Source organism: Kribbella sp. NBC_01505, from assembly GCF_045040285.1.
In the GTDB taxonomy this organism is placed as follows: Bacteria; Actinomycetota; Actinomycetes; order Propionibacteriales; family Kribbellaceae; genus Kribbella.
This window is the reverse complement of record NZ_CP109425.1, coordinates 8,087,787-8,111,286: the sequence shown is the minus strand read 5'-3', so window position 1 is coordinate 8,111,286 and position 23,500 is coordinate 8,087,787. Positions and strand designations below refer to the sequence as shown.

22 protein-coding genes and 1 pseudogene are annotated in these 23,500 nt (G+C 67.4%); 8 read left to right on the top strand and 15 right to left on the bottom strand.

Features of this window, described 5'->3' with window-relative positions; all coding sequences use genetic code 11:
* Positions 1-8: 8 nt before the first annotated feature.
* A complete protein-coding gene (locus OG474_RS38130; RefSeq protein ID WP_405058506.1) occupies positions 9-182 on the bottom strand; it encodes a CsbD family protein in 174 nt (57 codons plus the stop codon).
* 156 nt (positions 183-338) lie between these two features.
* Between OG474_RS38130 and OG474_RS38125 the strand changes: the two genes are divergently transcribed.
* Both OG474_RS38125 and OG474_RS38120 read left to right on the top strand, forming a co-directional pair.
* Positions 339-1,670 (top strand): glycoside hydrolase family 27 protein, encoded by a 1,332-nt coding sequence (locus tag OG474_RS38125; RefSeq protein ID WP_405058505.1) that lies wholly within the window; start codon positions 339-341, stop codon positions 1,668-1,670.
* A 142-nt stretch (positions 1,671-1,812) separates the two neighbouring features.
* The gene (locus OG474_RS38120) at positions 1,813-2,067 is read left to right on the top strand and encodes a hypothetical protein (RefSeq protein WP_405058504.1); all 255 of its coding nucleotides are present in this window, start codon (positions 1,813-1,815) and stop codon (positions 2,065-2,067) included.
* Between the two features lie 3 nt (positions 2,068-2,070).
* On the opposite strand, the gene OG474_RS38115 is transcribed toward OG474_RS38120, so the two are convergent.
* The 4 genes and pseudogenes from OG474_RS38115 to OG474_RS38100 all read right to left on the bottom strand — a co-directional run bounded on the left by OG474_RS38115 (position 2,071) and on the right by OG474_RS38100 (position 5,924).
* Positions 2,071-2,931 (bottom strand): phosphotransferase family protein, encoded by an 861-nt coding sequence (locus OG474_RS38115; protein ID WP_405058503.1) that lies wholly within the window; start codon positions 2,929-2,931, stop codon positions 2,071-2,073.
* Positions 2,928-3,644: an ROK family protein gene (locus OG474_RS38110; protein ID WP_405058502.1), complete on the bottom strand. Its 717-nt coding sequence runs from the start codon at positions 3,642-3,644 to the stop codon at positions 2,928-2,930. Before OG474_RS38110 ends, OG474_RS38115 begins: the two co-directional genes overlap by 4 nt.
* A gap of 157 nt (positions 3,645-3,801) precedes the next feature.
* Positions 3,802-4,035, bottom strand: a pseudogene (locus OG474_RS38105) (WhiB family transcriptional regulator); the annotation flags it as partial.
* A gap of 539 nt (positions 4,036-4,574) precedes the next feature.
* Positions 4,575-5,924 carry an FAD-dependent oxidoreductase gene (locus tag OG474_RS38100; RefSeq protein WP_405058501.1) on the bottom strand — a complete coding sequence of 450 codons (1,350 nt, stop codon included), beginning with the start codon at positions 5,922-5,924 and terminating at the stop codon, positions 4,575-4,577.
* 71 nt (positions 5,925-5,995) lie between these two features.
* On the opposite strand from OG474_RS38100, the gene OG474_RS38095 reads away from it, so the two are divergent.
* The gene (locus tag OG474_RS38095) at positions 5,996-6,901 is read left to right on the top strand and encodes a cupin domain-containing protein (protein WP_405058500.1); all 906 of its coding nucleotides are present in this window, start codon (positions 5,996-5,998) and stop codon (positions 6,899-6,901) included.
* Here the strand turns inward: OG474_RS38095 and OG474_RS38090 are convergent.
* Both OG474_RS38090 and OG474_RS38085 read right to left on the bottom strand, forming a co-directional pair.
* Complete coding sequence (locus OG474_RS38090) at positions 6,882-8,111, bottom strand: serine hydrolase domain-containing protein (protein WP_405058499.1); 1,230 nt, start codon at positions 8,109-8,111, stop codon at positions 6,882-6,884. The genes OG474_RS38095 and OG474_RS38090 overlap by 20 nt on opposite strands.
* Positions 8,112-8,170: 59 nt before the next feature.
* Complete coding sequence (locus tag OG474_RS38085; RefSeq protein ID WP_405058498.1) at positions 8,171-8,941, bottom strand: SDR family NAD(P)-dependent oxidoreductase; 771 nt, start codon at positions 8,939-8,941, stop codon at positions 8,171-8,173.
* Positions 8,942-8,986: 45 nt separating this feature from the next.
* Between OG474_RS38085 and OG474_RS38080 the strand changes: the two genes are divergently transcribed.
* Positions 8,987-9,613, top strand: coding sequence for an alpha/beta hydrolase (locus tag OG474_RS38080; protein WP_405058497.1), 627 nt, complete (start codon positions 8,987-8,989; stop codon positions 9,611-9,613).
* Here the strand turns inward: OG474_RS38080 and OG474_RS38075 are convergent.
* Genes OG474_RS38075 through OG474_RS38065 form a run of 3 tightly spaced genes read right to left on the bottom strand, consistent with a single transcriptional unit; the run spans position 9,606 to position 10,984 of the window.
* Entirely contained in the window at positions 9,606-9,965 is a 360-nt protein-coding gene (locus OG474_RS38075; RefSeq protein WP_405058496.1) for a VOC family protein, read from the bottom strand. The two genes, OG474_RS38080 and OG474_RS38075, sit on opposite strands and share 8 nt — an antisense overlap.
* Positions 9,966-9,974: 9 nt before the next feature.
* A complete protein-coding gene (locus OG474_RS38070; RefSeq protein ID WP_405058495.1) occupies positions 9,975-10,487 on the bottom strand; it encodes a GNAT family N-acetyltransferase in 513 nt (170 codons plus the stop codon).
* The gene (locus OG474_RS38065; RefSeq protein WP_405058494.1) at positions 10,487-10,984 is read right to left on the bottom strand and encodes a hypothetical protein; all 498 of its coding nucleotides are present in this window, start codon (positions 10,982-10,984) and stop codon (positions 10,487-10,489) included. Before OG474_RS38065 ends, OG474_RS38070 begins: the two co-directional genes overlap by 1 nt.
* A gap of 222 nt (positions 10,985-11,206) precedes the next feature.
* On the opposite strand from OG474_RS38065, the gene OG474_RS38060 reads away from it, so the two are divergent.
* Entirely contained in the window at positions 11,207-13,417 is a 2,211-nt protein-coding gene (locus tag OG474_RS38060) for a glycoside hydrolase domain-containing protein (RefSeq protein WP_405058493.1), read from the top strand.
* Positions 13,414-14,694 (top strand): glycosyltransferase, encoded by a 1,281-nt coding sequence (locus OG474_RS38055; protein WP_405058492.1) that lies wholly within the window; start codon positions 13,414-13,416, stop codon positions 14,692-14,694. Before OG474_RS38060 ends, OG474_RS38055 begins: the two co-directional genes overlap by 4 nt.
* 159 nt (positions 14,695-14,853) lie before the next feature.
* Here the strand turns inward: OG474_RS38055 and OG474_RS38050 are convergent, their stop codons facing one another.
* The gene (locus OG474_RS38050) at positions 14,854-16,503 is read right to left on the bottom strand and encodes a DUF222 domain-containing protein (protein ID WP_405058491.1); all 1,650 of its coding nucleotides are present in this window, start codon (positions 16,501-16,503) and stop codon (positions 14,854-14,856) included.
* Positions 16,504-17,542: 1,039 nt separating this feature from the next.
* Here OG474_RS38050 and OG474_RS38045 point away from each other — a divergent pair.
* Positions 17,543-19,084, top strand: coding sequence for a glycoside hydrolase family 88 protein (locus OG474_RS38045; RefSeq protein WP_405058490.1), 1,542 nt, complete (start codon positions 17,543-17,545; stop codon positions 19,082-19,084).
* A gap of 214 nt (positions 19,085-19,298) precedes the next feature.
* On the opposite strand, the gene soxR is transcribed toward OG474_RS38045, so the two are convergent.
* Genes soxR through OG474_RS38030 form a run of 3 tightly spaced genes read right to left on the bottom strand, consistent with a single transcriptional unit; the run spans position 19,299 to position 21,287 of the window.
* The gene (gene soxR / locus OG474_RS38040; RefSeq protein ID WP_405058489.1) at positions 19,299-19,790 is read right to left on the bottom strand and encodes a redox-sensitive transcriptional activator SoxR; all 492 of its coding nucleotides are present in this window, start codon (positions 19,788-19,790) and stop codon (positions 19,299-19,301) included.
* A gap of 33 nt (positions 19,791-19,823) precedes the next feature.
* Entirely contained in the window at positions 19,824-19,955 is a 132-nt protein-coding gene (locus OG474_RS38035) for a hypothetical protein (protein ID WP_405058488.1), read from the bottom strand.
* A 42-nt stretch (positions 19,956-19,997) separates the two neighbouring features.
* Positions 19,998-21,287, bottom strand: coding sequence for an MFS transporter (locus OG474_RS38030; protein WP_405058487.1), 1,290 nt, complete (start codon positions 21,285-21,287; stop codon positions 19,998-20,000).
* Between the two features lie 70 nt (positions 21,288-21,357).
* On the opposite strand from OG474_RS38030, the gene OG474_RS38025 reads away from it, so the two are divergent.
* Positions 21,358-22,341: a GlxA family transcriptional regulator gene (locus OG474_RS38025; RefSeq protein ID WP_405058486.1), complete on the top strand. Its 984-nt coding sequence runs from the start codon at positions 21,358-21,360 to the stop codon at positions 22,339-22,341.
* Here the strand turns inward: OG474_RS38025 and OG474_RS38020 are convergent.
* Entirely contained in the window at positions 22,338-23,456 is a 1,119-nt protein-coding gene (locus OG474_RS38020; RefSeq protein WP_405058485.1) for a M24 family metallopeptidase, read from the bottom strand. The genes OG474_RS38025 and OG474_RS38020 overlap by 4 nt on opposite strands.
* Positions 23,457-23,500: the final 44 nt, after the last annotated feature.

Below are 23,500 nucleotides of genomic sequence, written 5' to 3'. Positions count from 1 at the left end.
CTGTCACGTCAGTGCTTGAAGGCGTCCTTGGCCTTCTCGCCGGCCTGCTTCAGGTCGGCCTTCGTCTGGTCCATCTCGCCCTCGGCCTGCAGGTCACGATCATCGGTCGCGTCCCCGGTCATCTCCTTGACCTTGCCCTTGGCCGCTTCAGCAGCGTTCTTCAGCTTGTCTCCGACGCTCATGATCACTCCTCCGCGTTTCCGCTAGAGCCCTCCGGTGCCCACGCGTCACCCATCCATGCGCGAACCGGATCGAACATCAGGTCGTTACATTCTTGACGTGGTGAATTAACACTCGTACGGTACCGGGGATGCTGTCCCTGTGACGAAAGGCGTCCCGTGTCCCGTTTCCTCCGCCGCGCAGTCGCGCTGGCGACCGCCGTACCGGTCCTGCTCGCCGCGGCGATCACGCCCGCTCAGGCGAAGAGTGACTTCAGCGTCAAGCCGTTCATGGGCTGGAGCAGCTGGAGTGTGCAGTCGTCGAACAACCCCGCCTACGGCACCAAGTGGCTGACCGAGGCGAACGTGAAGTCCGCCGCGGACTCGATGGCGAAGAACCTGCGGTCGTCCGGGTACGTGAACATCAACCTGGACGCCGGCTGGAACGCCAACTGGAACTGGGAGTTCCGCACCGACGCCAACGGCATCCCCGAGGCCGATCCGGAGCGCTTCCCGAACGGGATCGCCAGCCTCGCCCGGTACGTGCACAGCAAGGGCCTGAAGATCGGCCTGTACGGCGGCGCCGGGCTGCAGACGGCGATCTACGACAAGAACGCCCCAATCCTCGGCACGAACTGCACCACGCAGGACATCACCGTCTACCCGCTGGTGAAGACGAACATGTGGGGCGGCGACTGGAAGATCGACTTCACCAAGCCGTGCGCGCAGGCGTACTTCAACTCGATCACGAAGCGGTTCGCCTCCTGGGGCATCGACTTCCTCAAGGTCGACGGCGTGCTGGTGGAGAACATCCCGGACATCAAGGCCTGGTCGAAGGCGATCGACCAGAGCGGCCGCAAGATGTGGCTGACCGCGAGCGCCTGGCCGATCCCGCGCGAAGCCGGTGAAGGTCTGCAGCCGTGGGCGAACAGCGTCCGCGTCAACACCGACGTCGAGTGCTACTGCAACACCGTGTCGACCTGGACCAGCTCCGTCGACAACCGCTGGGAAGACCTGCCGAAGTGGCTGGACGTCGTCCGGCCGAACTACTGGCCGGACCTCGACTCGATGCCGATCAACAACAACTCCGGCGTCGGTATCCAGGACGGCATCAACGAGACCGAACGCCAGTCCGTCATGACGTTCTGGTCGATGGCGTCGTCACCGCTCTACGTGGGTGGCGACTTGCAGAACATCGACAAGTTGGCCGTCGCGATCCTCACCAACCGCGAGGTGATCGCGGTAGACCAGGCCGGCGTCATCCCGACCCGCGTCACCGATGGCACCTTGCAGATCTGGAAGAAGCGCCTGCCCGGCGGCAAGCTGGCGGTCGCCGTCTACAACCTCGGCTCCGAGACCGCCGACATCCGCGTGAGCTGGCAGCAGCTCGGCATCCACGGCAGCAAGCACGTCCGCGATCTCGTTGCCCATGACAACCTTGGCCGCGCGAACAAGTCCTGGACCGCGACCGCCGTACCGGCGCATGGGTCGCGGCTGATCACCCTCTCCTGAAACCTCCCTGCGGCGGGCGAACTGCCCTCGCCCGCCGCAGGGTGACACCTATCCGACACACGACGGTGATTGTGCTCCGGTACGGCGCGGGAGCAAGCTAGGGACCGTTCCGCCCCCGAACGTGTACCGAAGGGGAACCGGCATGAGCACTGCGCACATCGACGTCACCGACCACGAGCACCTGCCGAACGACGGCTGCGAGACGGTCGATCACGAGGACCACGTCGACCACGTCCACGGCGGCGAACGTCACCCCGAGGCGCTGGTCCACGCCGGCCACGCCGACCCCCACAGCGACAGCGACGGCTGCGAGACCGTCCAGCACGGCGACCACCAGGATCACCTCCACGACGGCCACCGCCACTTCCAGCACGGCGACCACGTCCACGAGCACTGACCCTCAGTTGAGTAGGGCGGCGGCCAGTCGGACTGCGTTGTCGCGACCGTAGGGGTCGGCGTCGTGGGCGTTGGCGATGAGGAGTAGGTGGATGGCGCGGTAGAGGCGCAGTCGCTCAGGTTCGTAGCCGAAGCGACTCACGACTGCCGCGTCGAACGCCGCCTCGATCTCGCGGATCTCCGGGGACCAGAGCGCGTACATCGTCCCCGCACTCGCCGCGTCGTACGCCGGATCACCGGCCATCGTCATCAAGCCGAAGTCCAGCACCGCGAGGGGCCGGCAGTCCGCGTCGACCATGATGTTCCCCGCGGTCACGTCCCCATGGACCAGCCCGGTCGTGTTGTCCGGCAACGACCGCACCTCCGCAAGCAACCGCTCGACCTTCCCTTCGAGATCGTCGATCGCTGACCCAAGCTTGCCCCGGAACCGTTCAACCCGCCGCGCGGTCAGCTCCGCCAAGGCCTCCGGCCAACTCTGCCCCGGCGCCCGCATCGGCTCACTCTCATCCAGCACCGCCAACTGCGTCCGCAGCCGGACCGACGCCAACTCCCCCAGCACCTCAAGCACGCATTCCAGCCCCATCCCCAGCTCAGGCTCCAAGGTGTACAACGGTGCTCCCGGCAGCTCAACCTCAACCGTCACCCGGTACGGCGAACCTTCGTGCACCTCGAGGATCTCCGGCGTACGGATCGAGAGCCCCGCCCCCGCCAGTCCCGCGTAGAAGTCCGCCAACCGCCTGAGCTCCGCCGTACCCGCATGGAACCAGACCTTCGCAACCTTCCCTCCGCCCAACCGAAACACAGCCCCCTGCATCCCGAGCGCGATCTGCTCAGCTTCGGGATAGCCCGGCACCTCCAGCTTCACGCGAGACTCCTCGCCAGTAGATCGAGCACGCCGACATACGCCGCCGACTTCGCACCCCGTGGCGCCAACGACCCCTCGACGCGCAGCTCGCTCAGCGAATCCTGCAACGCGGGCAGCAGACCTGGATGCGATCGCACCAGGCCGCCCGCGAACACCACCGTTGCCCCGGCGGGGATCTCCGCCATCCGCACGGCGCGGGCCAGCGACTCGATCACCCGTGCCTGGTCGTCCGTCGGCAGTGGTGTCGGCAGCGCGTGCCCACCAATCGCCGCGTCAAGACACCCGCGCCGGCCACAACCGCCACAGACCGCGTCGCCGAACCCCACCTGATGCCCGAACTCCACCTCGACGAGTTCCCCCGCCGACAGCCGAACCGCACCCACGCCGGTCCCGATCACGACGTACAGCAGCTCCATCGGCGTGCCGTCCCGCAGCAGCCACTCCCCCAGCGCGCCCGCCTCAGCGTCGTTCAGCGACACCTCCGGGCGTCGCGGGAACCCGAGCTCCTCCCACGCCTCGACATCCATCCACCCCAGGTGGTGCGCGCCCCGCACACGACCGTCCACCACCCAGCCGGGCGCTGCCAATCCATACCGGTACGTCGTCTCCGGTTGCACCACCCCGTCTGCGAAGGCGATCGTGCCGTCGATCAACGTCGCCGTCTGCACCGACGAGCCGCCCACCTCAACCGCCACCAACGGCTGCATGCTCATGGCGTCAGGCTAGTTGGGGGCGGCGGGCGGTGCGCGGGAATTAGCGTGGGTTGGCGGACCGCCCCCACTCACCAACCTCCGCGGCGGCGGTACCGCCCCGGTTAGCCGCCCGGCTGGAAGTGCCGTTGGAGGTCGTTGGTGAGTGTTGGCGGTCCGCCTGCCTGAGGTGCCTGCGTTCGACTTCGGTCAGACCGCCCCAGATGCCTGCGTCCTGACCGGATTCAAGCGCCCAGGCCAGGCACTCGGCTCGAACTGGGCACTGGGCGCAGATGCGTTTGGCGGCTTCGGTCTGCAGGAGCGAGGGGCCGGTCGTGCCGATGGGAAAGAACAGCTCGGGGTCCTCGTCCTGGCAGGCGGCGGACAAGATCCATCCGGCCGCCCGTACCCGCATCTCCGTCTCGCTGCTGCCCATCCCGGTCTCCTTCAGGTGCTCCTGAAGGTAAGACCACGCCAACCGCTCAGATGTGACTAACCGTCGTGGCCGGAGTGGTGGCCGGAGACAGGCAACGGTTGCCGGAGACCCCGCACCACAGGTCTCCGGCCCTGAGAACCTGTCTCCGCCGCCAGCCGTCGGGGGCGTCGACACCGCAGGGTGGGCTTGAACAAGTTATGACCTGTCCACCCCCACCAGTTCCTGTTCAAACCCCCGACTGTCGGCTCGGTGATGCGGTGGTTGAGGAGCCGGTGGCGGTGGCCGGAGACAGGTAACGGTGGCCAGGGAACCCGCACCACAGGTCTCCAGCCCCGACTACCTGTCCCGGGCCATCACTGGTGGCCGGAGACAGGAAATGACGGGGAGAGACAGGGACTGGTGGCTGGGGACAGGGAGTGGTGGCTGGAGACCTCGAGCCATGGGTCTCCAGCCCTGCCTGCCTGTCTCCGGCCACAACTAGGGCATGTTGATGACGTGTTGAGCTTCAGAGACACGCTCTAGTTGGCGAGGACGTCGTTGAAGGCTTCGGTTGAGGAGGGGTGGGTGTAGATGGATTCTCGGAGCTCGGTGGCGGTGATGTGGTGGCGCATGGCGAGGGCGACGGTGTTGATGAGTTCTTGCGCGTCGACGCTGAGCAGGGCCGCGCCGAGGATCTCGTCGGTGTCGGCGTCGATGACGAACTTCATCATCCCGCGCGTCTCCTCGACGATGTACGCCCGCGGCATCGCGATGATGTCTGCCACGTTCTGCTTCGCGACCCGGATGCGGCGTCCGTCGGCGCGGGCCGCGGTCTCGGTCAGGCCGATGGTGGCCAGCGGCGGCGACATGAAGAGAGTCTTCGGTACGGCGACCCGGTCGGCGGTCGACCGCTTGCCGGTGCCGAGCAGTTGGTCCAGGACGATCCGGCTGTCGTCCAGCGAGATGTAGGTGAACTGCGGTCCGCCGTTCACGTCGCCGAGCGCGAAGATGTGCGACCGGCTCGTCCGCAGGTGCTCGTCGACCGCGACCGCGCCACGGTCGGTCAACTTCACCCCAGCGCTCTCCAAGCCCAGCTCCGCGACGGCCGGCGCCCGACCGGTCGCCGCGAGGATCGTGTCGACGGTGAGCGTGTGCTCCCGGCCGTTCTTCTCGTACACGACGGTGTCCTCGCCGCGGATCTCCACGATCCGGGCGCCGGTCACGATCTCGACGCCCTCGCCGGTCAGGATGTCCGCCGCGGAGGCCGCGATGTCCTCGTCCTCCTGACCGAGGATGCGCGGCGACGCCTCGAACACGGTCACCTGCGATCCGAACCGGCGGTAGATCGACGCGAACTCGATGCCGAGATACCCACCACCGATCACCGCCAGCCGCCCGGGCAGCTCCTTGCCGTGCACCAGGTCGACGTTCGTCACCGTCCGCGGGCTGTCCCGCAGCCCCGGGATGTCCGGGATCACCGGCTCGGACCCGGTGTTGATCAGGATCGTCTCCGCCACCACCTGAACGTTGCCCACGGCAATCGTGTGCTCGTCGACGAAGGTCGCCGAACCGGTCAGGACGGTGATCGTGTCGGCGTTGTTCAGCGCGTCGTAGTTGCCCGCGCGGAACGTCGAGGTCAGCTGCTGCACTTCGCCGATCGCGTGCTCGAACCACTCCTGCGGCGAGTCGTCCGGCCGGCGCTTGCCCGAGTGGTGGACCAGCATCTTCGTCGGTACGCAGCCGACGTTCGGGCAGGTCCCGCCGTACATGCTGTCCGAGCGTTCGATCAGGATCACCCGGCGGCCGGCCCGCCCCAGCGCCGCCGCGGCGACCTTGCCGCCCTTCCCGAACCCGATCACAGCGACATCTGCCTGCAGCGTGTTGGTCATGCTGCCCAGTCTGATGCGCACAGATGATCCGCAACAGCTTGCTTTGGGTCAGATATATGCTCATACGTATCATGGATCTCACCAGCTACGTGATCGACCTCGCGCGAGCCGCCGGGACGGTCGACAAGCGCTGCCTGTTCGCCCCGGCGACCGAGATGCGGGTCGGCCGGTACGGCGAACGCGAGGCGGCCTTCCACTTCGTTCTCGAGGGCGAGTGCACCGTCGACCTCCCCGGCCGGACGCTCCACCTCGGTCCGGGCGACGCCGTCCTGCTCCCGACCAGTCCCCCACACACCATCCGTACGGCGGGCCCCGCGCCGTACCGGCCGTCGTTCGAGACGCCCGGTTCGACGTTCGACACGGTCCGCAGCCCGTCGGGCGAGGTCGGTACCGACATCTTCTGCGGGCACTTCACGATGGCATCCGGCGCCGGCGACCTGCTGCTCCGTTCGCTGCCCGATCCCCTGGTCGTCTCGTTCGGCGCTGCCAACGAGGCAGTCCGCAGCCTCGCCGCCTTGCTCCGTACCGAGGCTCGTTCCGAGTCCTCCGGCAGCGCCGCGATCCTCAACGCCCTCTGTACGGCGCTCCTCGCGCTGATGCTCCGGCACAGCGGCACACCGGCCCCGTGGACCGCGGTCACCGACGACCGGATCGCTGCCGCGCTGAACGCCGTACTCGATGATCCTGGCGCGCAGTGGACGGTCGACCGGCTGGCGGAGAGCGCATCGATGTCCAGGGCAACGTTCATCCGGCACTTCACCCGGCACACGGCGACGCCGGTGGCGACCTTCATCACGCAGCTGCGGATGATGATCGCCACCGACCTCCTCACCGACCCGAGCCACACCGTGGCTTCGGTCGCGGCCCGGGTCGGCTACCACTCCGAGTCCGCCTTCACCCGGACCTTCCAGGCCGCGACCGGTCAGACGCCGGGTCGCTACCGCCGTACGGCGACCGTCAGCCGAGGCACGCCTTGACCGCGGCCGACAGGCTCGACGCGCGCGGTTCGCCGACCCGGAACGACCAGCGGTTCATCACGTAGCCGAAACCGACCCCGGCATCCGGGTCCGCAAACCCGATCGAACCGCCGGAGCCGGGGTGACCGAAGGCCCGCGGACCGAGCATCGGCTGCGGCGGGCAGGAACGCCAGAATCCCAACGACATGTAGAAGGACCGGTCCGCCGGAAGGTCGAGCCCGGGCGGCAGGCCATTCATCCGGGTCTTGTCGGTCTGCACCTCGATCATCCGGTCGACCGTCGCCGGTTCGAGGAGGCGAATGCCGTCCACATCGCTGACGGTGGCGGCGTACATGCGGGCGATCGAGTGGGCGTCGGCGGTCATGTTCGCGGCCGGTACTTCGGCCGCACGCCACGCCCGCTTGGTGAAGTAGTCCGAGGTCGGGTCGAAGGCACCACCAAGGACACCCGCCTTGGCCTGCACCGATCCCTCACCCCACACCGAGCTCATCCAGGCGTTGACCGTGTCCGCGTCCAGCCCGGTCGTCTCAAGGATGCCCTCGGTCATCTCCTCCAGTGTGAACGGCGCGGCGTACTCGATCGTCGCCACATTCTCTTCCTCCTCCGCAGGCAGTCCGATCCACGCCCGCAGGCCGAGCGGCCGCGCGATCTCTTCGGCGAAGAAGGTGCCGAGCGACTTGCCCGAGATCCGCCGTACGACCTCACCGACCAGGTAGCCGAACGTCATCGCGTGATAGACGTGCTCGGTGCCCGGCTTCCACAGCGGCTTCTGCGCCTCCAGCGCGTGGATGACCGGGTCCCAGGCGTAGGCCTCCTCGAGCGTCAGCGGGCCGTCGATCAGCGGCAGACCGACCTGGTGCGACAAGAGCCAGCGGACCGGGATCTGATCCTTGCCCTCGGCACCGAACTCCGGCCAGTACTTGACCACCGGTGCGTCGAGATCGAGCAGACCGCGCTGCGCGAGCAGATGCGCGCAGATCGCGGTCGCGCCCTTCGTCGTCGAGGCGACCTGCGCGATCGTGTTCTGCTCCCAGGGCCGCTGCGCCTCGGTGTCGGCGAAGCCGCCCCACAAATCCACGACCGGCCGGCCGCCGGCGTACACGGCGCAGGACGCGCCCGACTCTCCGGGATGGCCCTCGAAGTTCGCCCGGAACGCATCCGCGACCTTGCCCCAACCGTCCGCAACGTGACCGTTCACTGTGATGTCCATGCCGAGAACAATTCCGAACCGCGCTGACACGGCCCTGACACCGCTCAGTCACCGCTCAGTCAGTGCAGGGTGTAGCCGCCGTCGATCACGACGACGGACCCGGTCATGAAGCTCGACGCGTCCGAGGCCAGGAACAGCACGGCCGGCGCGATCTCCTCCGGTACGGCGTACCGCTGCATCGGCGCGTCATCGATCCAGCGCGCCTTGAACCGCGGCTCGTCCACCGACGCCATCTCGGTCTTCGTGTAGCCGGGCGCCACCGCGTTCACCCGGATGTTCAACGGCGCCCACTCCGCCGCCAGCGACTTCGTCAGCTGATGCACCGCCGCCTTCGACGCGTTGTACGCCGGCTGCCACTGCGGCCGATTGACGATCTGCGCCGAGATCGAACCCACGTTGACGATCGTCCCGCCGCCGACGGTCTTGAAGTGCGCGGCCGCGGACTGACTCAACTTCCACAACCCACTCACATTGGTCGCGAACACTTCGTCCCACTCGTCATCCGGTACGTCGAGCGCCGGCCGATGGAAGCAAGCACCCGCGTTGTTGACCAGGATGTCGAACCGCCCAGTCGCCTCGAGGGCAGCACCAACCGCAGCCTGGCCCGACTCCCGATCGTTCACATCGAGCTGGACGCCGACCACCGTCCGCCCGGTCGCCTCCGACAGTTCCTCGGCCGCCACCTTCGACGCCGCCTCGTCCCGCGCCCCGATCACCACATCCGCCCCGGCCTCAGCCAGCCCCGTCGCGAAGGCCCTGCCCAGACCGCGGTACCCACCAGTGACCAGCGCCGTCCGCCCAGCCAGCGAGAACTTCTCCAAGATGCTCATCGCACGATTGTCGCGCGAACCGCCGTACTCAAATAGCGTGCCGTTATGGCAACCATCACCGAGACCTTCGCGTACGACGGCGGCCGGGACGTCACGGCGTACATCCCGGACGAGCCACCCCAGGCGATCATCTACGCGGGTGACGGCCAGCTGATCTCCCAGTGGGGTGCGCTCCTGAACGAATCGCCCGACGTACCGCCCACGATGCTGGTGGCCGCGCATCGGCTGGACGACGAGATGGAGCGTCTGCACGAGTACTCGCCGGGCTTCGACGGCGAGCGCTTCGCGGCACACGAGAAGTTCTTCGTCGAGGACATCCGCGCCCACTTCGGCATCACGCTTCCGGCCGACCGCACGGCCATCTACGGCGTCTCGGCCAGCGGCGAGCTCGCGTTGGCACTCGGCCTACGGCACCCCGACATCTACGGCACGATCCTCTGCGCATCGCCCGGTGGCGGCTACCAACCGCCGGGCGACATGCAGCCCACGCTCCCCCGCGCCTACTTCACCGCAGGCACCGAAGAACCCTGGTTCGCCGAAAACGCCGCCCGCTGGGCCACCGCCCTCACCGAAGCCAACGCCGACGTCCGCACCACCCAACGCCCCGGCAACCACGGCGACCCCTTCTGGCGCGAGGAGTTCCCCCTAATGGCAGCCTGGGCCTTCAGCTGACGCAGAGACAGAACGGATGCCCGGCCGGATCCAGGAACACGCGGAACGTCGTACCGGGTTGGTGTTCGGGCTTGGTGGCACCGATCTGGAGGACCTCGGCCTCGGCGGTGTCGAGGTCCTGGACCATGACGTCGAGGTGCATCTGCTGCGGGGCGTCCTGGCCGGGCCAGGCCGGGGCCTTGAAGTCCTGCACGCCTTGGAAGCAGATGCAGCTGCTGCCGTCCTCCGGGCGGATCTCCCCCCACGTGTCGTCCGCCTTGACCGTCCACCCGAGCAGCTCGCCGTAGAACTTCGCGAGCGCGGCCGGGTCCGGGCAATCGATCACAAAACTGGGATACATCGCGATAGTCATATCGGCACGCTACCCACCATTCCGGACATTTTGCGTCCGGTTGCCGGGCTCGAGGGCGGCGTGGAGTACGACGCTTTGTTCGGTGAAGCCGAGTTTCTCGTAGAAGGCGCGCGCAGACCGGTTGGCGGTGTAGGCGGTGACTGCGATGGCGACTGCTGACTGGGTTCGGGCCCAGGTGATGAAGTCACGGACCAGGAGCTGTCCGATGCCGCTGGAGCGAACGGGTTCGTCGACGTACAGGCTTCGGATCTCGGCGGTACGGCGGCCGAATCGGGTCGGCGACGGAGCCCCGACGTACCCGACCAGATGGCCGGCGGCGCTCCCGTCGTACCGGGCAACCAGCACGAGGGCCGCCTCGTTCTTCATCAGGCGGATGAAGTCCGCTCGCGCATGTTGCTCGGGCCAACCGACGTCGACCAGTGCGTCGTGTGCACCGGCGTCCTCGGCGAAAAGGCTCGTCTCGAGCCGCACCAGGTCATCGAGATCGGCGGCGTCAGCAACATCGACGCGAAGGCTGGACATCAAGCCACACTACCGGGCGGTTTGCGACGTAGCTTTCTGCTCGCTCGGCCCCAGACGACGACCAGCCCGACCGGGACGAGCACGATGAAGCCGAAGTCCATCCAGCGCCACCGCGGGGCCTCCGACTGCCGCACCCGGGTCGGCTTGTGCGGATCGACCGCGAGCCGCACGACATCGCCGGTCGCGGGTAGCCGATGCAGGTCCTCCACGATCACGCGCACCCCTTGGTACGGCGCCCGCAGCTCAGCGTTGAACGACTTGCCGCGCTGATCGTAATTGGTGCGGATCACCTGGGCCGGGACGATCTCGGCCCGCTGATTGAGCGCCAGATCGTCGTACGCGAAAGCCATCGAGAGGCCCGACATCCCCAGCATCCACACCAAACTGAACACCGACCACTGCGCCGCCGGCGTCGACATGACCATCCGCTCCAGCCACGGCCCGTCGTCGCCACGAACGTTACGCCGATGCCTGCCGGACTCCGCTGACGAGTTCATGGGCACCTTCCGGGATCGACAAGTCCGTTGCCGACCAGACTTCCCGGCGCACCCTGAAACCCCGCGGGTCTCACCCGTTCTATCTCCCAACCGCCCCCGCGCGTTACACCTGTGTCCCGACGGACCGGACGCTCGTAACCTGGGCGTCGCTTGTGGTCAACGTGGAGGAAACATGTGCTTCTTACCTTGAGAGCCCACGTCGGCCGCGAGGCGGTGAGCTTCATGTACGAGCACGTTGATCCGTTTATCGGGACCGGCGCCACTGACCTGGCCGCTCCTAAGGGGCTGGCCGCGAACTGGTGGTGGCCCAAGCCGCAGGTCGGCAATACCCATCCGGGTGCTCTGCATCCGTTCGGGATGGTGTCGGCTTGCCCGTATTCAGGGGCCTACCCGACCGGGTACGGGCTGTACGACTTCAACACCGAGGGTGTGCCGGCTCAGTTGTACGACCGGCCGGTCGCTTCCGGGTTCACGCACTTCCAGCAGTCCGGCACGGGCGCGATCCGCAAGTACTACAACTACTTCCGAGTCACACCGATGCTCGGTCCGCTCGATGATTTGGGCACCACGTGGGATCTGCTGGACGAGGTGGCCGAGCCCGGGTACTACGCGGCGACGCTGAGCTCCGGCATCCGCTGCGAGGTCACGGTCGGTCCGAAGTCCGCCGTGCACCGATACACCTTCCCCGCGAACGACGCGGCGCGGATCGTGATCGACGCCTCGACCGGTGGCCTCGCCATCCCGCACAGCCAGACCGTGCCGCTCAAAGCGCATCTCGCGATGCTGGAGCCAGGGGTCGCTCAGGGCGAGATCCATGTCGAGGGCGTGCCGCTGGCCGTGCATCTGGAAGTCGACGCGCCAGGGTGGCGGCAGCTGCTCTGGTACGACCGGCGTCTGATGCCCGGCGGCACCCGCCTCGACTTCGACTACATCCGGCCGACCACGCTGCGGCCGTTCGGGCTGATGTTCATGGGCCCCTCCCGCGCTGAGCAGACCGTCGAGGTGCGGCTCGGGTTCTCCTTGCGCGGGTGTGAGGCGGCCCGCGACAACCTGTACACGGACGTCGGCCGGAGCCAGGCAACCTTTGCCGGGCGGCGCGAGGAGACGACACGCAGTTGGCGCGAGCACCTCGGCAAGGTTGACATCAAGGCCGAGTCCGACGACCAGGCAACCATCTTCGGTACGGCGCTCTACCACTCGCTGGTCAAGCCGTGCTTCGCCCCGGACGAGAGTCCGTCGACGACCACCGCAGGCCCGTACGCGTTCGACATCTGCACGATGTGGGACATCTACCGCACTCAGCTCCCGCTGATGACCACGTTGTTCCCGCAGCGTTCGGTCGCGCTGGCGAACTCGCTGCTGTCGATCTGTGAGCAGGAGGGCAACCTCCCGATCGGCTACCGGATGGCCAAGGGCGCCGACCGGTTCTCCCGGCAAGGCAGTGCGCTCGCGCACACTTTCCTCGCCGATCTGTGCCAACTGGATCTGCCCGGTATCGACTGGGACTGGGCCATGGTGCACCTCGAGATGGACCTGCGCCGCACGTACGGCGAGGACTACCTGGTGCACGGCGTCGCGCATCCGATCAGCCACACGCTCGACCTGGCCTACGCCTATCACTGCACCGCGTCGATCGCCCGGAAGCTGCGCGACCGGCCGCTGGCGCAGCAGCTGCGTGACCACGCGCAGGGCTGGCGGGCAGCGTACGACCCAGGTACTGGTCTGCTGCGCGACTCGACCTTCTATGAGGGCGGTCGCTGGAACTACTCGTTCCGCCTGCTGCACGACATGCGCGCTCGGATCGCGCTGGCCGGTGGCGACGACGCGTTCGTGGATCTGCTCGACCGGTTCTTCGGGTACGACGCCGTACCGGTGACTCAACCGGGAGTGGCGCCGAGCGTGGCCGAGATGGACGCCGGGTATGAGCTGTGCCGGTTCGAGGGACTGAACAACGAACCGGACTACGAGGCGCCGTGGTCGTATCACTACGCGGGCCGGCCGGATCGAACCGCAGAGATCGTGCATGCCGCCGTTGCCAACCAGTTCGGCACCGGTCGGGGCGGGTTGCCGGGGAACGACGACTCCGGCGGGCTGTCTGCTTGGTATGTGTGGGCGACGCTCGGGCTGTTCCCGGTGGCTGGGCAGAACCTGTTCCTGGTCAGCGCGCCGGCCGTGGCGGAGTCCACGATCCAGCTGCCGACCGGCGACCTGTCGATCACCACGCGCGGATTCGAGCCCGTCGAGGCCGGCGGACCGGTCTCCTACGTTCAGTCGATCGCGGTGAACGGCAAGACAATCGAGCGCCCTTGGCTGTCCGGCCGGGAGCTGCGGCACATCCGCAACCTGCACATCGAGCTCGGCCCGCGGCCCTCCAGCTGGGGCACGCGAGTCAGGCCACCATCCACATCCGACACCGCTGGAGGTGAGGCATGAAACCCAACCGCCGACTGGTCCTTGTCGTCCGCGCCGACCCGGTGATCTGCGGGCATTCGGGCGAAGCACGGTGCCTCGCCGAGGTGGCGCTCACCCGTGGGTTCGACGACGTACGGATCGTGACTTGGCCGCTCGATGCGCTGGAGGCGGCCGGTCTGCCGATGAAACCGCTCGACGGCGTGCTGCCGTACAGCCCGGGCATCACCGTGGAGCGGCCCGATCCTGTTGGCGACTACCGGGTTCCGGACGGGCGCTACCTCTCCGGGCTGATCGGGCGGCTGGTCGAGCTGTTCAGCGAGGGCGTACCGACGGTCGCGATGTCCCTCTACCTGAGCCCGCACGCGATCGCCGTACAGGAGGCTGTCCAGGTTGCGCGCGCGATTGGGCCTGCGCAGATCATGACAGTGGCTGAGGCGGTGGGCTCCGACATCACCAACGTCGTGCGCGAGTGCGTGAACACGGGACGGTTCGGGGCAGCCGCGCACATCCTGTCCGTCTATCTGGCGGCCGACCACTGCGTGGCCGTGTCGTCGTACACCAAGGATCTGATTGTCGCGTCGGCGGCAACGCTCGATGCCATGCACGGTACGACGTTCGCCCAGCGATGCCGGGAGCGGATCGCGATCTCGTATCCGGCGGTTGACTCCTGGCCGTACCTGTCCCTCACCGACGACAACATCGCCGAAACCCTCACCAGGCGCGGCCTTTCGCGGGACGGCTACGTCCTCTTCCTCTCGCGAATCGCGTCGGCCAAAGGTGTCGACGATCTGATCGACGCGTACGTCGGCTCCCGTTCGGCCTCGCGCGTCCAACTGGTTCTAGCCGGCCGCGGACCGCAGGAAGCCGCAGTGCTGGCCCGCGTCGCCGCATCCGGACTGAGCGACCGCGTGCACGTGTTGACCGACGTCGACGACGCCGAGAAGCCCGCCCTGATGGCCGGCAGCGCGGCCTTCGTCCTGCCGACCCGCGAGCAGCCCGAGTTCGTCGAGACCTTCGGAATCGCCCTGGTCGAGAAGGCCCTCGCCGGCGGCGGCCCCATCATCACCTGCGCCACCGGCGGCGTCCCTGAAGCAGTCGGCGACACCGCCCAACTAGTCCCACCCCGAGACCCAGACACCCTCCGCACCACCCTCGACGAGGTCGTCTGCGACTGGACCCCCGACCAACGAACAGCCGCCGCCGAGCGAGCCCGCGCCCACGCCCTACAGTTCGACCGAGCCCAAGTCTTCGACCGCCTTTTCACCCACGCCCAACCCCCCGCCGTACCGGTCGCTTAAGGCCGGTGCCTTCGCGGGATTTTGATGGCTGTGACGCTGAGCGATCCAACAGGTGAGCAACTGGGCCGTGGTTGCTTGGCGATCCACGAGCGCCTACTGCCGTTTCGAGCCCCGGTCGAGGCGACCTGTGCCGCGAGCCAGCGGCACAGCTAGTCGGGGTTATGGTCCGACTGCTGGGGTGTCGTCGGTGGCCCAGGGGTCGGTGAAGCCGGGCGCGAGCGACCTGAGTCGTTCGCGGAAGGCTTCGCGGGCTGCGACGAGTGCGGGGTTGGGCTGGGTGCTGGCTGTGGGGAGCCTGGTGGGCTGTTGGTATGTCGGGCCGCTCTCGGCGTCGCCCCAGGAGAACCGGGCCCCGCTGACCTGGCCCGCGCTTGCATTGGCTCGGTCGTCCCTGCTCGTGCTGGCACTAGGCGTGCTGGACTCGCGGACGCTGGCACGAGCGCCGCTGGCGCTGGCGCTGGTCGCGGTCGTCGCGGTCGTCGCGGTCGTCGCGGTGGTGGTGTTGTGGGCAGGGGTGACCCACGCGGCCATGGCTGCAAGCGCGACAGGGTCGGGTGGTGGTGGATCTGCCCAGGACGGGCGGGTGACTTTCACGACGCCGCGGGTGATGGTGATGGTCCATTGGTTCTTGTGGACTGCGCGGTGGTGGGCAGCGCACACCAGGGCAAGGTTGCGCAGCCTGGTCGGTCCTCCGTCGGCCCAGTGGATCACGTGATGGGCGTGACACATCCACGGCGGTGCCTTACACACCACACAGCCCTTGTCTCGCTTGTTCAGCGCCCGCCGGATATACCGGTTCACGAACCGCTGTTCAGTGCCGACATCCAGCGGCTGCGAATCCCCACCGAGCACAATCGGCAAAATCGCGGCATCACAGGCCAGCAGCCGGACCGCACCGGCGGACAGGTTCCCACCGAACACCAACTCACCCATCCCACCCGTGGCACCGCTCGCACCGGTTCCACCGTTCGCGCCGGCCGCGCTGTTGAAGGCGTCTGGGATGTTCGCGAGAGAGTTCTTGAGGTCGTTGAAGTCGATGGTGACGGTCAGATGCGGAACGCCGGGGTAGTCGGGGTTGCCTGCCGCAGCATCCGAGATCCCGATCAGTGCGTCGGCTTGGCGCTGTTCCAGGGTGCGCGGGTCACGTTCACCGTCGATCGTTTTGTGGGGTTTGGCGAGGGTGTGGATCTGGGTCTTGACTTGTTCGCCCATGGCGGCGGGCAGGAACCCGGTGATCTTCACCCCGCCGTCGACGTCGCGTAGCCGTAGTGAGCGCTGCTTGTGGGCTTGGTCTTCGGCGGGTTCTGGGCCGTCGGTGTCGAGGCGGGCGAGGACGTCGCGGCCGAATTTGGTGAGTTCGCGGGTGTTGGTGTGCTCGGCAGCCCGGATCATCTCCCGTTCGGCGACGTCCAGGACTTCGACCGGGACCGTCGAGGGTGCTTTCTCCAGTGTCGACACGATGACCTTCGCCTGGTCGGGTGCCAGGACCGCCGACTCCGCCGGCTCAGAGGGGTCTGACGGGTCCACGAGAGCCGGCAACGCTTCCCCCACCGCTGAATACTTGGGCAGGTTACCGGCGAAGGCGAGGTCTTTGCGGACATCGGCGGGGACGAGCCGGTAGCGCTGCGATACCAGTTCGGTGGTGTCGCGGGCGCCGAGGTCTTGGGCGGTGCCCATTTCGTCGAGGCGGCCCATGACTTGCAGTTTCAGGGTTTCGACCAGGGCGCCGGTAGCCATCAGGGTGTCGAGAGTCGACAGCAGTTCGCTGCCGCTCTGCGTGTACACCGGTGGCATCGCCATGATCTCCATACCCATCAGCATAGCCATGGCCACCGACAGTTTTCGAGGCCAGAACCCCTTATATACAAAGAAAGTGTGGGCTGTTTGGTGTGGGCTGATGTCCACAAAACAGCCCACACCTGATCTCAGCCAAATTCAGGCGGCGGTGGTCGTGTTGATCGGAACCTTTCGTCATATGGCGCCGAAGAGTTTCCGACCAACCGACCACATCACGTACCTAAGCCGTAGCCCGTCAGCTCCAGGCAACGGGATCGCGGTCGCTGGGCTGGCCATCCGGCTCAGCCATGCGCTCTACTCGCTGTGCGTTTCAGTTGGCTGGCCTTGGCGGCCGGGCGGGGTGCAGACCGAAATGGTCTCGGCCGGGGGCGTGGGTTGGTGGTTGCTCGCCGCGTCCGGCCGATCTGAAAGACAGCATGGCGGGCCGCCGCGGTGGCTGAGGTGGATGGCGAGGCCGGCGGCCAGAGGTTCCCCGCTGCTTGGGGCTGACGGGCTTGGGTTGCGGTCCGGCAAGGCGGGCCGGTGACCAACTTCCCGTCGCCTGGGCTTCCGGGCTTCCGGGTGCGGTTCGGGAGGGATGGCCGGTGACCGCGTTTCCGTGGCTTGGGACTGACGGGCTCTGGGTGCTGTTCGGGAAGAGGCGATCGGCAGCTGGACTCACGTTCACCCGCGAGGCATGGGCCGGTGTGGTGCGTTGGTCGGTGATTTTTTCTTATATAGCGACCAAAACTTACCGACTACTGCACATCACACACCTCAGCCGTAGCCCATCAGCCCCAGGCAACGGGATCGCGGTCACCGGGCTCGCCATCCCCCTCAGCCATCTACTGGGCACGCCGTGTGGCATCAGTCGACCGCCCCCGGCGGTCGAGGTGGGCTTGTGGTCGATCGCCACATTCGGGCGAGCTGAAAGACAGTACGGCTGGGCCGCGGTGGCTGGGGGTGGCGGGCAGACGGCTTGAGTAATACGCATTAGCGTCTTGACTCGGCATGGCCGACCCGGTCACAGTCGAGGCGCCAACTCTGACCGCCCCCGGTTTTGGAGCTCAACATGCGTGTACGAACACTGCACTGCGCCCTGGCGGCCCTCCTGTCCCTTTCCGCACTCATCCCCGCTTCGACTGCCACGGCCAACGCGCCCGCCGGTACGGCGACTCGGTATGAGGCGGAGTCTGCGGCGTACTCGAGCGGTAGCGCGGTGGAGAGCAACCACACCGGGTTCTCTGGTACGGGGTTCGTTAACACGGGGAATGCTGTTGGTAGCTATGTGCAGTGGACGGTTGGCCGGGCGCAGGCTGGAGCTGCCGCGCTCAGCTTCGGGCATGCCAACGGGGGCAGCGCGATCCGCGCTGTGGACGTTACGGTCAACGGGACTGTGGTTGCCAAGGGCGTTCCATATGCGTCCACGGGCGGCTGGTCGGTGTGGAAGACGCGCGTCACGACTGCGAATCTCAACGCGGGTGCGAATACCATCCGCGTCACGGCAACTACTGCTGAGGGCACCGCGAATCTGGACTACCTCGACGTCACACCGGCTCCGACGGACTGGTCGACAGCGATGGTTGACTCGACCATGGCGCGCTACACGCCAGCTACAGTTGGCGGTTGGTCATATCCGGTCGGGCTCTACCTTTACGGGCAGTACCTGGTTTATCAGCGGACGCATGACGCCAAGAACCTGACTTACATCAAGTCCTGGGTGGACAGGTTCGTGGACTCGTCGGGGAACATCAACAACAGCTTCAATGACCTCGACAGCATGCTGTCCGGCCGGCTGCTGGTTCTGCTTCATCACGAGACCGGCGACAACCGCTATAAGGTTGCCGCTGGCAAGATCCGCACCAGGCTGAACACGTACCCGCGCACGGCCGACGGCGGCTTCTGGCATGCCGCTACCTACCGCCAGCACCAGTTGTGGGGTGACGGGGTGTTCATGGTCGACCCCTTCCTCGCCGAGTATGGGCGCGAGTTCGGCGACTCGACGTACACGGGTAGAGAGACCGTCGATCAGCTACTGACCTACGCCAAGCACTTGCAGTTGCCCAACGGTCTCCTGCGGCATGCGTACGACGAGGCTCGTGCGCAGAGCTGGGCCGATCCGAACACTGGGCTCGCGCCCGAGGTCTGGTGCCGGGCCGAGGGCTGGTACGGCATGGCGGTCATCGACGTGCTCGAAGCAGTACCGGCCAACCAGCCCCGGCGGGCCGAGCTGATCGCCGTACTGCGCAAGCTCGTGGCCGGCTACGCGCAGCACCAGGATCCGAAGACCGGCCGCTGGTTCCAGGTCGTTGACAAAGGCAACCGCACCGACAACTGGACCGAGACGTCCTGCTCGTCGATGTACACCTTCACGATCGACCGGGCTGTCCAGCGCGGGTACGTCGACGCGTCGTACCAGGCAACTGCCGACCGCGGCTACCGGGGAGTCCTGGCCACGATCTCCCTCGGCAACGACGGACGCACGAACCTCAACGACATCAGCGTCGGGACCAACGTCGGCAACTACCAGTACTACGTCGACCGGGCCCGCGCCACGAACGACTTCCACGGGCTGGGCGCATTCCTCATCATGAACGAACAACTCCGCAACTGACCCCACCCCAAGATCGCGCGCCACCGGGCCGTCCTTGATGGGTGATGTACCGACGGACGGGTAGTGGTCAGCCGGCGAGCTGACTCGCCCGCCCGACCGAGCCCGGTCCCTTGACCTTCCGCGCTTCGGCTGCGGTACAGAAACGAGGGGATCTCCCCGCAGATTGCCAGCGAAATACCGCAGGCTGGCAGGCTGGTGAGCGGGCTCTGGTGGGTCAGGCGCAGTGGGTGGGGTGGCAGGGTTCGCCGGCTTCGGAGAGGAGGCGTTGGGGGCCGGGGCCTTGGGTGGCGAGGGTGTCGTAGGGGTTGGCCAGGGCGCAGCGGTCCAGGGAGAGGCAGCCGCAGCCTACGCAGTCCTTGAAGTCGTCACGGAGTTGTTCGAGGTGCAGGATCCGGCGGTCGAGCTCGGCCTGCCAGCATTCGGAGATGCGTTCCCAGTCCTGGCGGTTGGGAGTGCGGTTCTCGGGGAGGAGGGCGAGGATCGCAGCCACCTCGGACAGCGGGATGCCGACACGCTGGGCGATCCTGATCATCGCGACCCGGCGAAGGGTGTCGCGCTTGTAGCGGCGCTGGTTGCCCGCGGTCCGGCGGCTGATGATCAGACTCTGGCGTTCGTAGAAGTGCAGCGCCGAGATCGCCACGCCGCTGCGTTGTGCCAGTTGTCCGACCGTCAGCTCTCCTGGCTGAACGTCGACTACTCCACCCATTGCTCTGCCCTCCAACCTCAACCTAGATCGAGGCTAGCTGACGATGGCGCGAGCGATCGGCCAGGCTCCCGGTGAGGTGTTCGACAGCACAGTGCAGGTGCGGCCGGTGTGGGGGTCGTGGGTGGACTTGAACGACTCCCCCGCGTCGTACCCGACCAGAGGCACGGTGTCGGTCGTTCCGCCGCCCTCGCGCCGACCGATTATTGGTCAAGCGATCGCGGCATCAGAGGCCACCAACTTCCGGCCGATGCCGGCCGACATCAACGCCGCGGCCGCACACAATCCACCGGCCAGGTACCAGGCCAGGTTGTAGCTGCCTTGCGCGTCCCGGATGGCCCCGGCACCGAACGCGGCGAGGGCCGCGCCGATCTGGTGGGAGGCGAAAACCCAGCCGAACACGATCGGTCCGTCGACACCGAACCATTCGCGGCACAGCGCCACGGTCGGCGGCACGGTCGCGACCCAGTCCAGGCCGTAGAAGATGATGAACACCCAGACACTCGGCTGAGCCGTCGGCCCGAGCAGCGACGGCAGGACCAGCAGGGACAGGCCGCGCAGCGAGTAGTAGGCGATCAGCAGGTAGCGCGGGTCCCAGCGGTCGGTGAGCCAGCCGGACAGGATGGTGCCGCCGACGTCGAAGACCCCGACCAGCGCGAGCAGCGAGGCCGCGGTGGTGATCGGCATCCCGTGGTCGTGGGCGGCGGTGACGAAGTGGGTACCGATCAGCCCGTTCGTCGAGGCGCCGCAGATCGCGAACCCGCCCGCCAGCATCCAGAACGCCGGTCGCCGTGCGGCCGTCCGCAGCGCGGTCAGGGCTCGCAGCGCGCTGCTGCCGGTTGTCGCCACCCGCTGCCCAGCCAGGCTGCCCTCGGGAGCGCCGTACGCGCGCAGACCGACATCGCTCGGGTAGTCACGCAGGAAGATCAGCACCAGCGGTACGACGGCCAACGCCGTACCGGCGGCGACCAGGGCGGGCGTCCGCCAGCCGTAAGCGGCGGCAAGGTGGGCGATCAGCGGCAGAAAGACCAGCTGACCGGTCGCGCCGGCCGCAGTGAGCAGGCCGGTGACCAGACCACGGCGCTCGACGAACCAGCGGCCGGTGATCGTCGCTACGAAGGTCATCGACATCGCGCCGGTGCCGACCCCGACCAGCAGACCCCAGCAGAGCAGCAGCTGCCAGGACGAGTTCATGAAGATCGTCAGACCGCTGCCCAGCGCGATCAGCACCAGCGCGCCGCTGACCACGCGGCGCAGGCCGAGCCGGTCCATCAGCGCGGCCGCGAACGGCGAGATCAGGCCGTACAGCATCAGGTTGATCGAGACCGCCGACGAGATCGTCGCGTGCGACCAACCGAACTCCTCGTGCAGCGGATCCAGCAGCACACTCGGCACGGACCGGAACCCGGCCGCACCGATCAACGTCACGAACCCCACCGCAGCGACTGCCCAGGCCAGGTGCACCCGGGCAGGCTTCTTCGTCTCCACAGTCTGCGTCACGCGACAACCTTGCCGTCCCGGCGGTCGCCGTACCAGTGGCCGGAACGCCAGCATGTGTCAAGATATGGCCATGCCCCGTCACCTAGCTGCTGTCAGACCGCACAAGGTCGCTGTCCTCGCGCTCGAGCCGGTGGTCGGGTTCGACATGACGATCCCGTCGACGGTCCTCGGCGCGGCCACTCGGGCCGACGGCACCGAGCTGTACGACGTTCGCGTCTGCGGACTGGATCGCGAACCGATCCGGGTCAGCGCCGGCTTCCAGATGATCCCCGACCACGGTCCCGAGGCGCTGGCCGACGCGGACACGGTGATCATCCCCGGCACCTACATCCCGCAGCCGCGGCACGAAGGCACGCTGCCGAAGGCGCTGGCCGAAGCCTTGGCGACGATCCGGCCAGGCACGCGGATCGCCTCGATCTGTACGGGCGCCTTCGTGCTGGCCGCGGCCGGCTATCTGGACGGGCGGCCGGCGACGACGCATTGGAAGCGCGTCGACCTGTTCCGCGAGCTCTACCCGCAGGTCGATCTGCGGGAGGAGCAACTGTTCATCGATGACGGCGACATCGTCACCTCGGCCGGTCTCGCAGCCGGCGTGGACATGTGCCTGCATCTGATCCGCCGTGATTTCGGCAGCGATATCGCCAACCGGGCCGCACGTAGCTGCGTGGTCCCGCCTTGGCGAGACGGTGGGCAATCGCAGTACATCGAGCACGTCGTACCGGATGAAGGCTCCGACGGTACGGCGCCGACGCGGGCCTGGGCGCTGCAGCACCTCGACCAGGAGCTGAGCCTGCAGACCCTGGCCGACCATGCGCGGATGAGTGTGCGCACGTTCAGCCGTCGATTCAAGGCCGAGGCCGGCCAGTCGCCGGGCACCTGGTTGCTGCAGCAGCGCGTACGGCACGCCTGCCATCTGTTGGAGACCACCGACTTGTCCGTGGATCGAGTCGCCGAGGCCGCTGGTCTCGGGACGGCGGCCTCGATGCGGCATCATCTACGCTCAGAGCTCGGCGTCTCGCCGCTCGCCTACCGCAAAACGTTCCGGGCCGGCTAGAGCACGACCAGCTCGTGGGGGCGGCGGTTCATCGGCTCGACGCCGTCTGCGGTGACTATGACGATGTCCTCGATCCGGGCGCCCCAGCGACCGGGCTGGTAGATACCCGGCTCGATACTGAAGGCCATCCCCGGCTCGAGCGTCAGCTTGTTACCGGCAACGATGTAGGGCTCCTCGTGGACGTCGAGGCCGATCCCATGGCCCGTGCGGTGGATGAAGAACTCGCCAAACCCAGCCGCCGCGATCACCTCGCGAGCCGCGGCGTCGATCGACTCAGCGGTCACCCCGGGTCGCACGGCATCAACGGCGGCTTGCTGTGCGTCCTGCAGTACGGCGTAAGTCGCGGCAACGTCGGCATCGCGGGGAGTCCCGACGGCGTAAGTCCGGGTCGAGTCGGAGAAGTACCCCTCCGCGATCGGGCCACCGATGTCCACCACCACGACGTCACCGGACTCGATCACCCGGTCGGAGACGTCGTGGTGCGGGCTCGCGCCGTTCGGGCCGCTGCCGACGATGACGAAGTCGGCCGCCGTATGGCCCTCCTCGACGATCGCGGCCGCGATATCCGCACCGACCTCCGCCTCGGTCCGCCCCGGACGCAGCCACTCGCCGACTCGGGCATGCACTCGATCGATCGCAGCACCGGCCTTGCGCAGTGCGTCCAGCTCAGCCGCATCTTTGCGCATCCGGAGCTCGCGGATGATGGGCCCGGCGAGCACCTGGTCGGCCTTCGGCAGCGCCGCGCGCAGAGCGAGCACGTGCAGGGCCGGTGTGAAGTCGCTGACCGCGACCCGCTCGGCGCTCGACAGTCGTGCGGCGGCCAGCGCATACGGGTCGTCGCCGTCCACCCACGTGATGACCTCGATACCCAGCTCATCCAGCGGCACGCCGGCATACCCGGGCGCCTCGAGCTTCGGCACGACCAACGCCGGTACGCCGTCGGCCGGGATCACGAGAGTGGTCAGCCGCTCGAGCGACCCGCCACCCTGACCAATCAGGTACCGCAGGTCGGAGCCTGGGGCAATCAACAGTCCGGTGCCGGCGGCCGCCGTACGGGCTCGCTCGAGGCGGGAACGCAACACAACAGCATCGGAAGCAGGCGCGTGACTCGACATGAGGCGACTATAGGCATGGACCTCCGACAGAAGGTGAACCCTCC

What these genes read in the sequence shown, in the direction of transcription:
- OG474_RS38055 (WP_405058492.1), top strand. Translation starts at nt 13,414, where the DNA reads ATGAAACCCAACCGCCGACTGGTCCTTGTCGTCCGCGCCGACCCGGTG.
- OG474_RS38020 (WP_405058485.1), bottom strand. Translation starts at nt 23,456, where the DNA reads ATGTCGAGTCACGCGCCTGCTTCCGATGCTGTTGTGTTGCGTTCCCGC.
- OG474_RS38060 (WP_405058493.1), top strand. Translation starts at nt 11,207, where the DNA reads ATGTACGAGCACGTTGATCCGTTTATCGGGACCGGCGCCACTGACCTG.
- OG474_RS38120 (WP_405058504.1), top strand. Translation starts at nt 1,813, where the DNA reads ATGAGCACTGCGCACATCGACGTCACCGACCACGAGCACCTGCCGAAC.
- OG474_RS38110 (WP_405058502.1), bottom strand. Translation starts at nt 3,644, where the DNA reads ATGAGCATGCAGCCGTTGGTGGCGGTTGAGGTGGGCGGCTCGTCGGTG.
- soxR (WP_405058489.1), bottom strand. Translation starts at nt 19,790, where the DNA reads ATGGGTGGAGTAGTCGACGTTCAGCCAGGAGAGCTGACGGTCGGACAA.
- OG474_RS38080 (WP_405058497.1), top strand. Translation starts at nt 8,987, where the DNA reads ATGGCAACCATCACCGAGACCTTCGCGTACGACGGCGGCCGGGACGTC.
- OG474_RS38090 (WP_405058499.1), bottom strand. Translation starts at nt 8,111, where the DNA reads ATGGACATCACAGTGAACGGTCACGTTGCGGACGGTTGGGGCAAGGTC.
- OG474_RS38065 (WP_405058494.1), bottom strand. Translation starts at nt 10,984, where the DNA reads ATGAACTCGTCAGCGGAGTCCGGCAGGCATCGGCGTAACGTTCGTGGC.
- OG474_RS38095 (WP_405058500.1), top strand. Translation starts at nt 5,996, where the DNA reads ATGGATCTCACCAGCTACGTGATCGACCTCGCGCGAGCCGCCGGGACG.
- OG474_RS38025 (WP_405058486.1), top strand. Translation starts at nt 21,358, where the DNA reads ATGCCCCGTCACCTAGCTGCTGTCAGACCGCACAAGGTCGCTGTCCTC.
- OG474_RS38050 (WP_405058491.1), bottom strand. Translation starts at nt 16,503, where the DNA reads ATGGAGATCATGGCGATGCCACCGGTGTACACGCAGAGCGGCAGCGAA.
- OG474_RS38075 (WP_405058496.1), bottom strand. Translation starts at nt 9,965, where the DNA reads ATGACTATCGCGATGTATCCCAGTTTTGTGATCGATTGCCCGGACCCG.
- OG474_RS38070 (WP_405058495.1), bottom strand. Translation starts at nt 10,487, where the DNA reads ATGTCCAGCCTTCGCGTCGATGTTGCTGACGCCGCCGATCTCGATGAC.
- OG474_RS38100 (WP_405058501.1), bottom strand. Translation starts at nt 5,924, where the DNA reads ATGACCAACACGCTGCAGGCAGATGTCGCTGTGATCGGGTTCGGGAAG.
- OG474_RS38045 (WP_405058490.1), top strand. Translation starts at nt 17,543, where the DNA reads ATGCGTGTACGAACACTGCACTGCGCCCTGGCGGCCCTCCTGTCCCTT.
- OG474_RS38130 (WP_405058506.1), bottom strand. Translation starts at nt 182, where the DNA reads ATGAGCGTCGGAGACAAGCTGAAGAACGCTGCTGAAGCGGCCAAGGGC.
- OG474_RS38085 (WP_405058498.1), bottom strand. Translation starts at nt 8,941, where the DNA reads ATGAGCATCTTGGAGAAGTTCTCGCTGGCTGGGCGGACGGCGCTGGTC.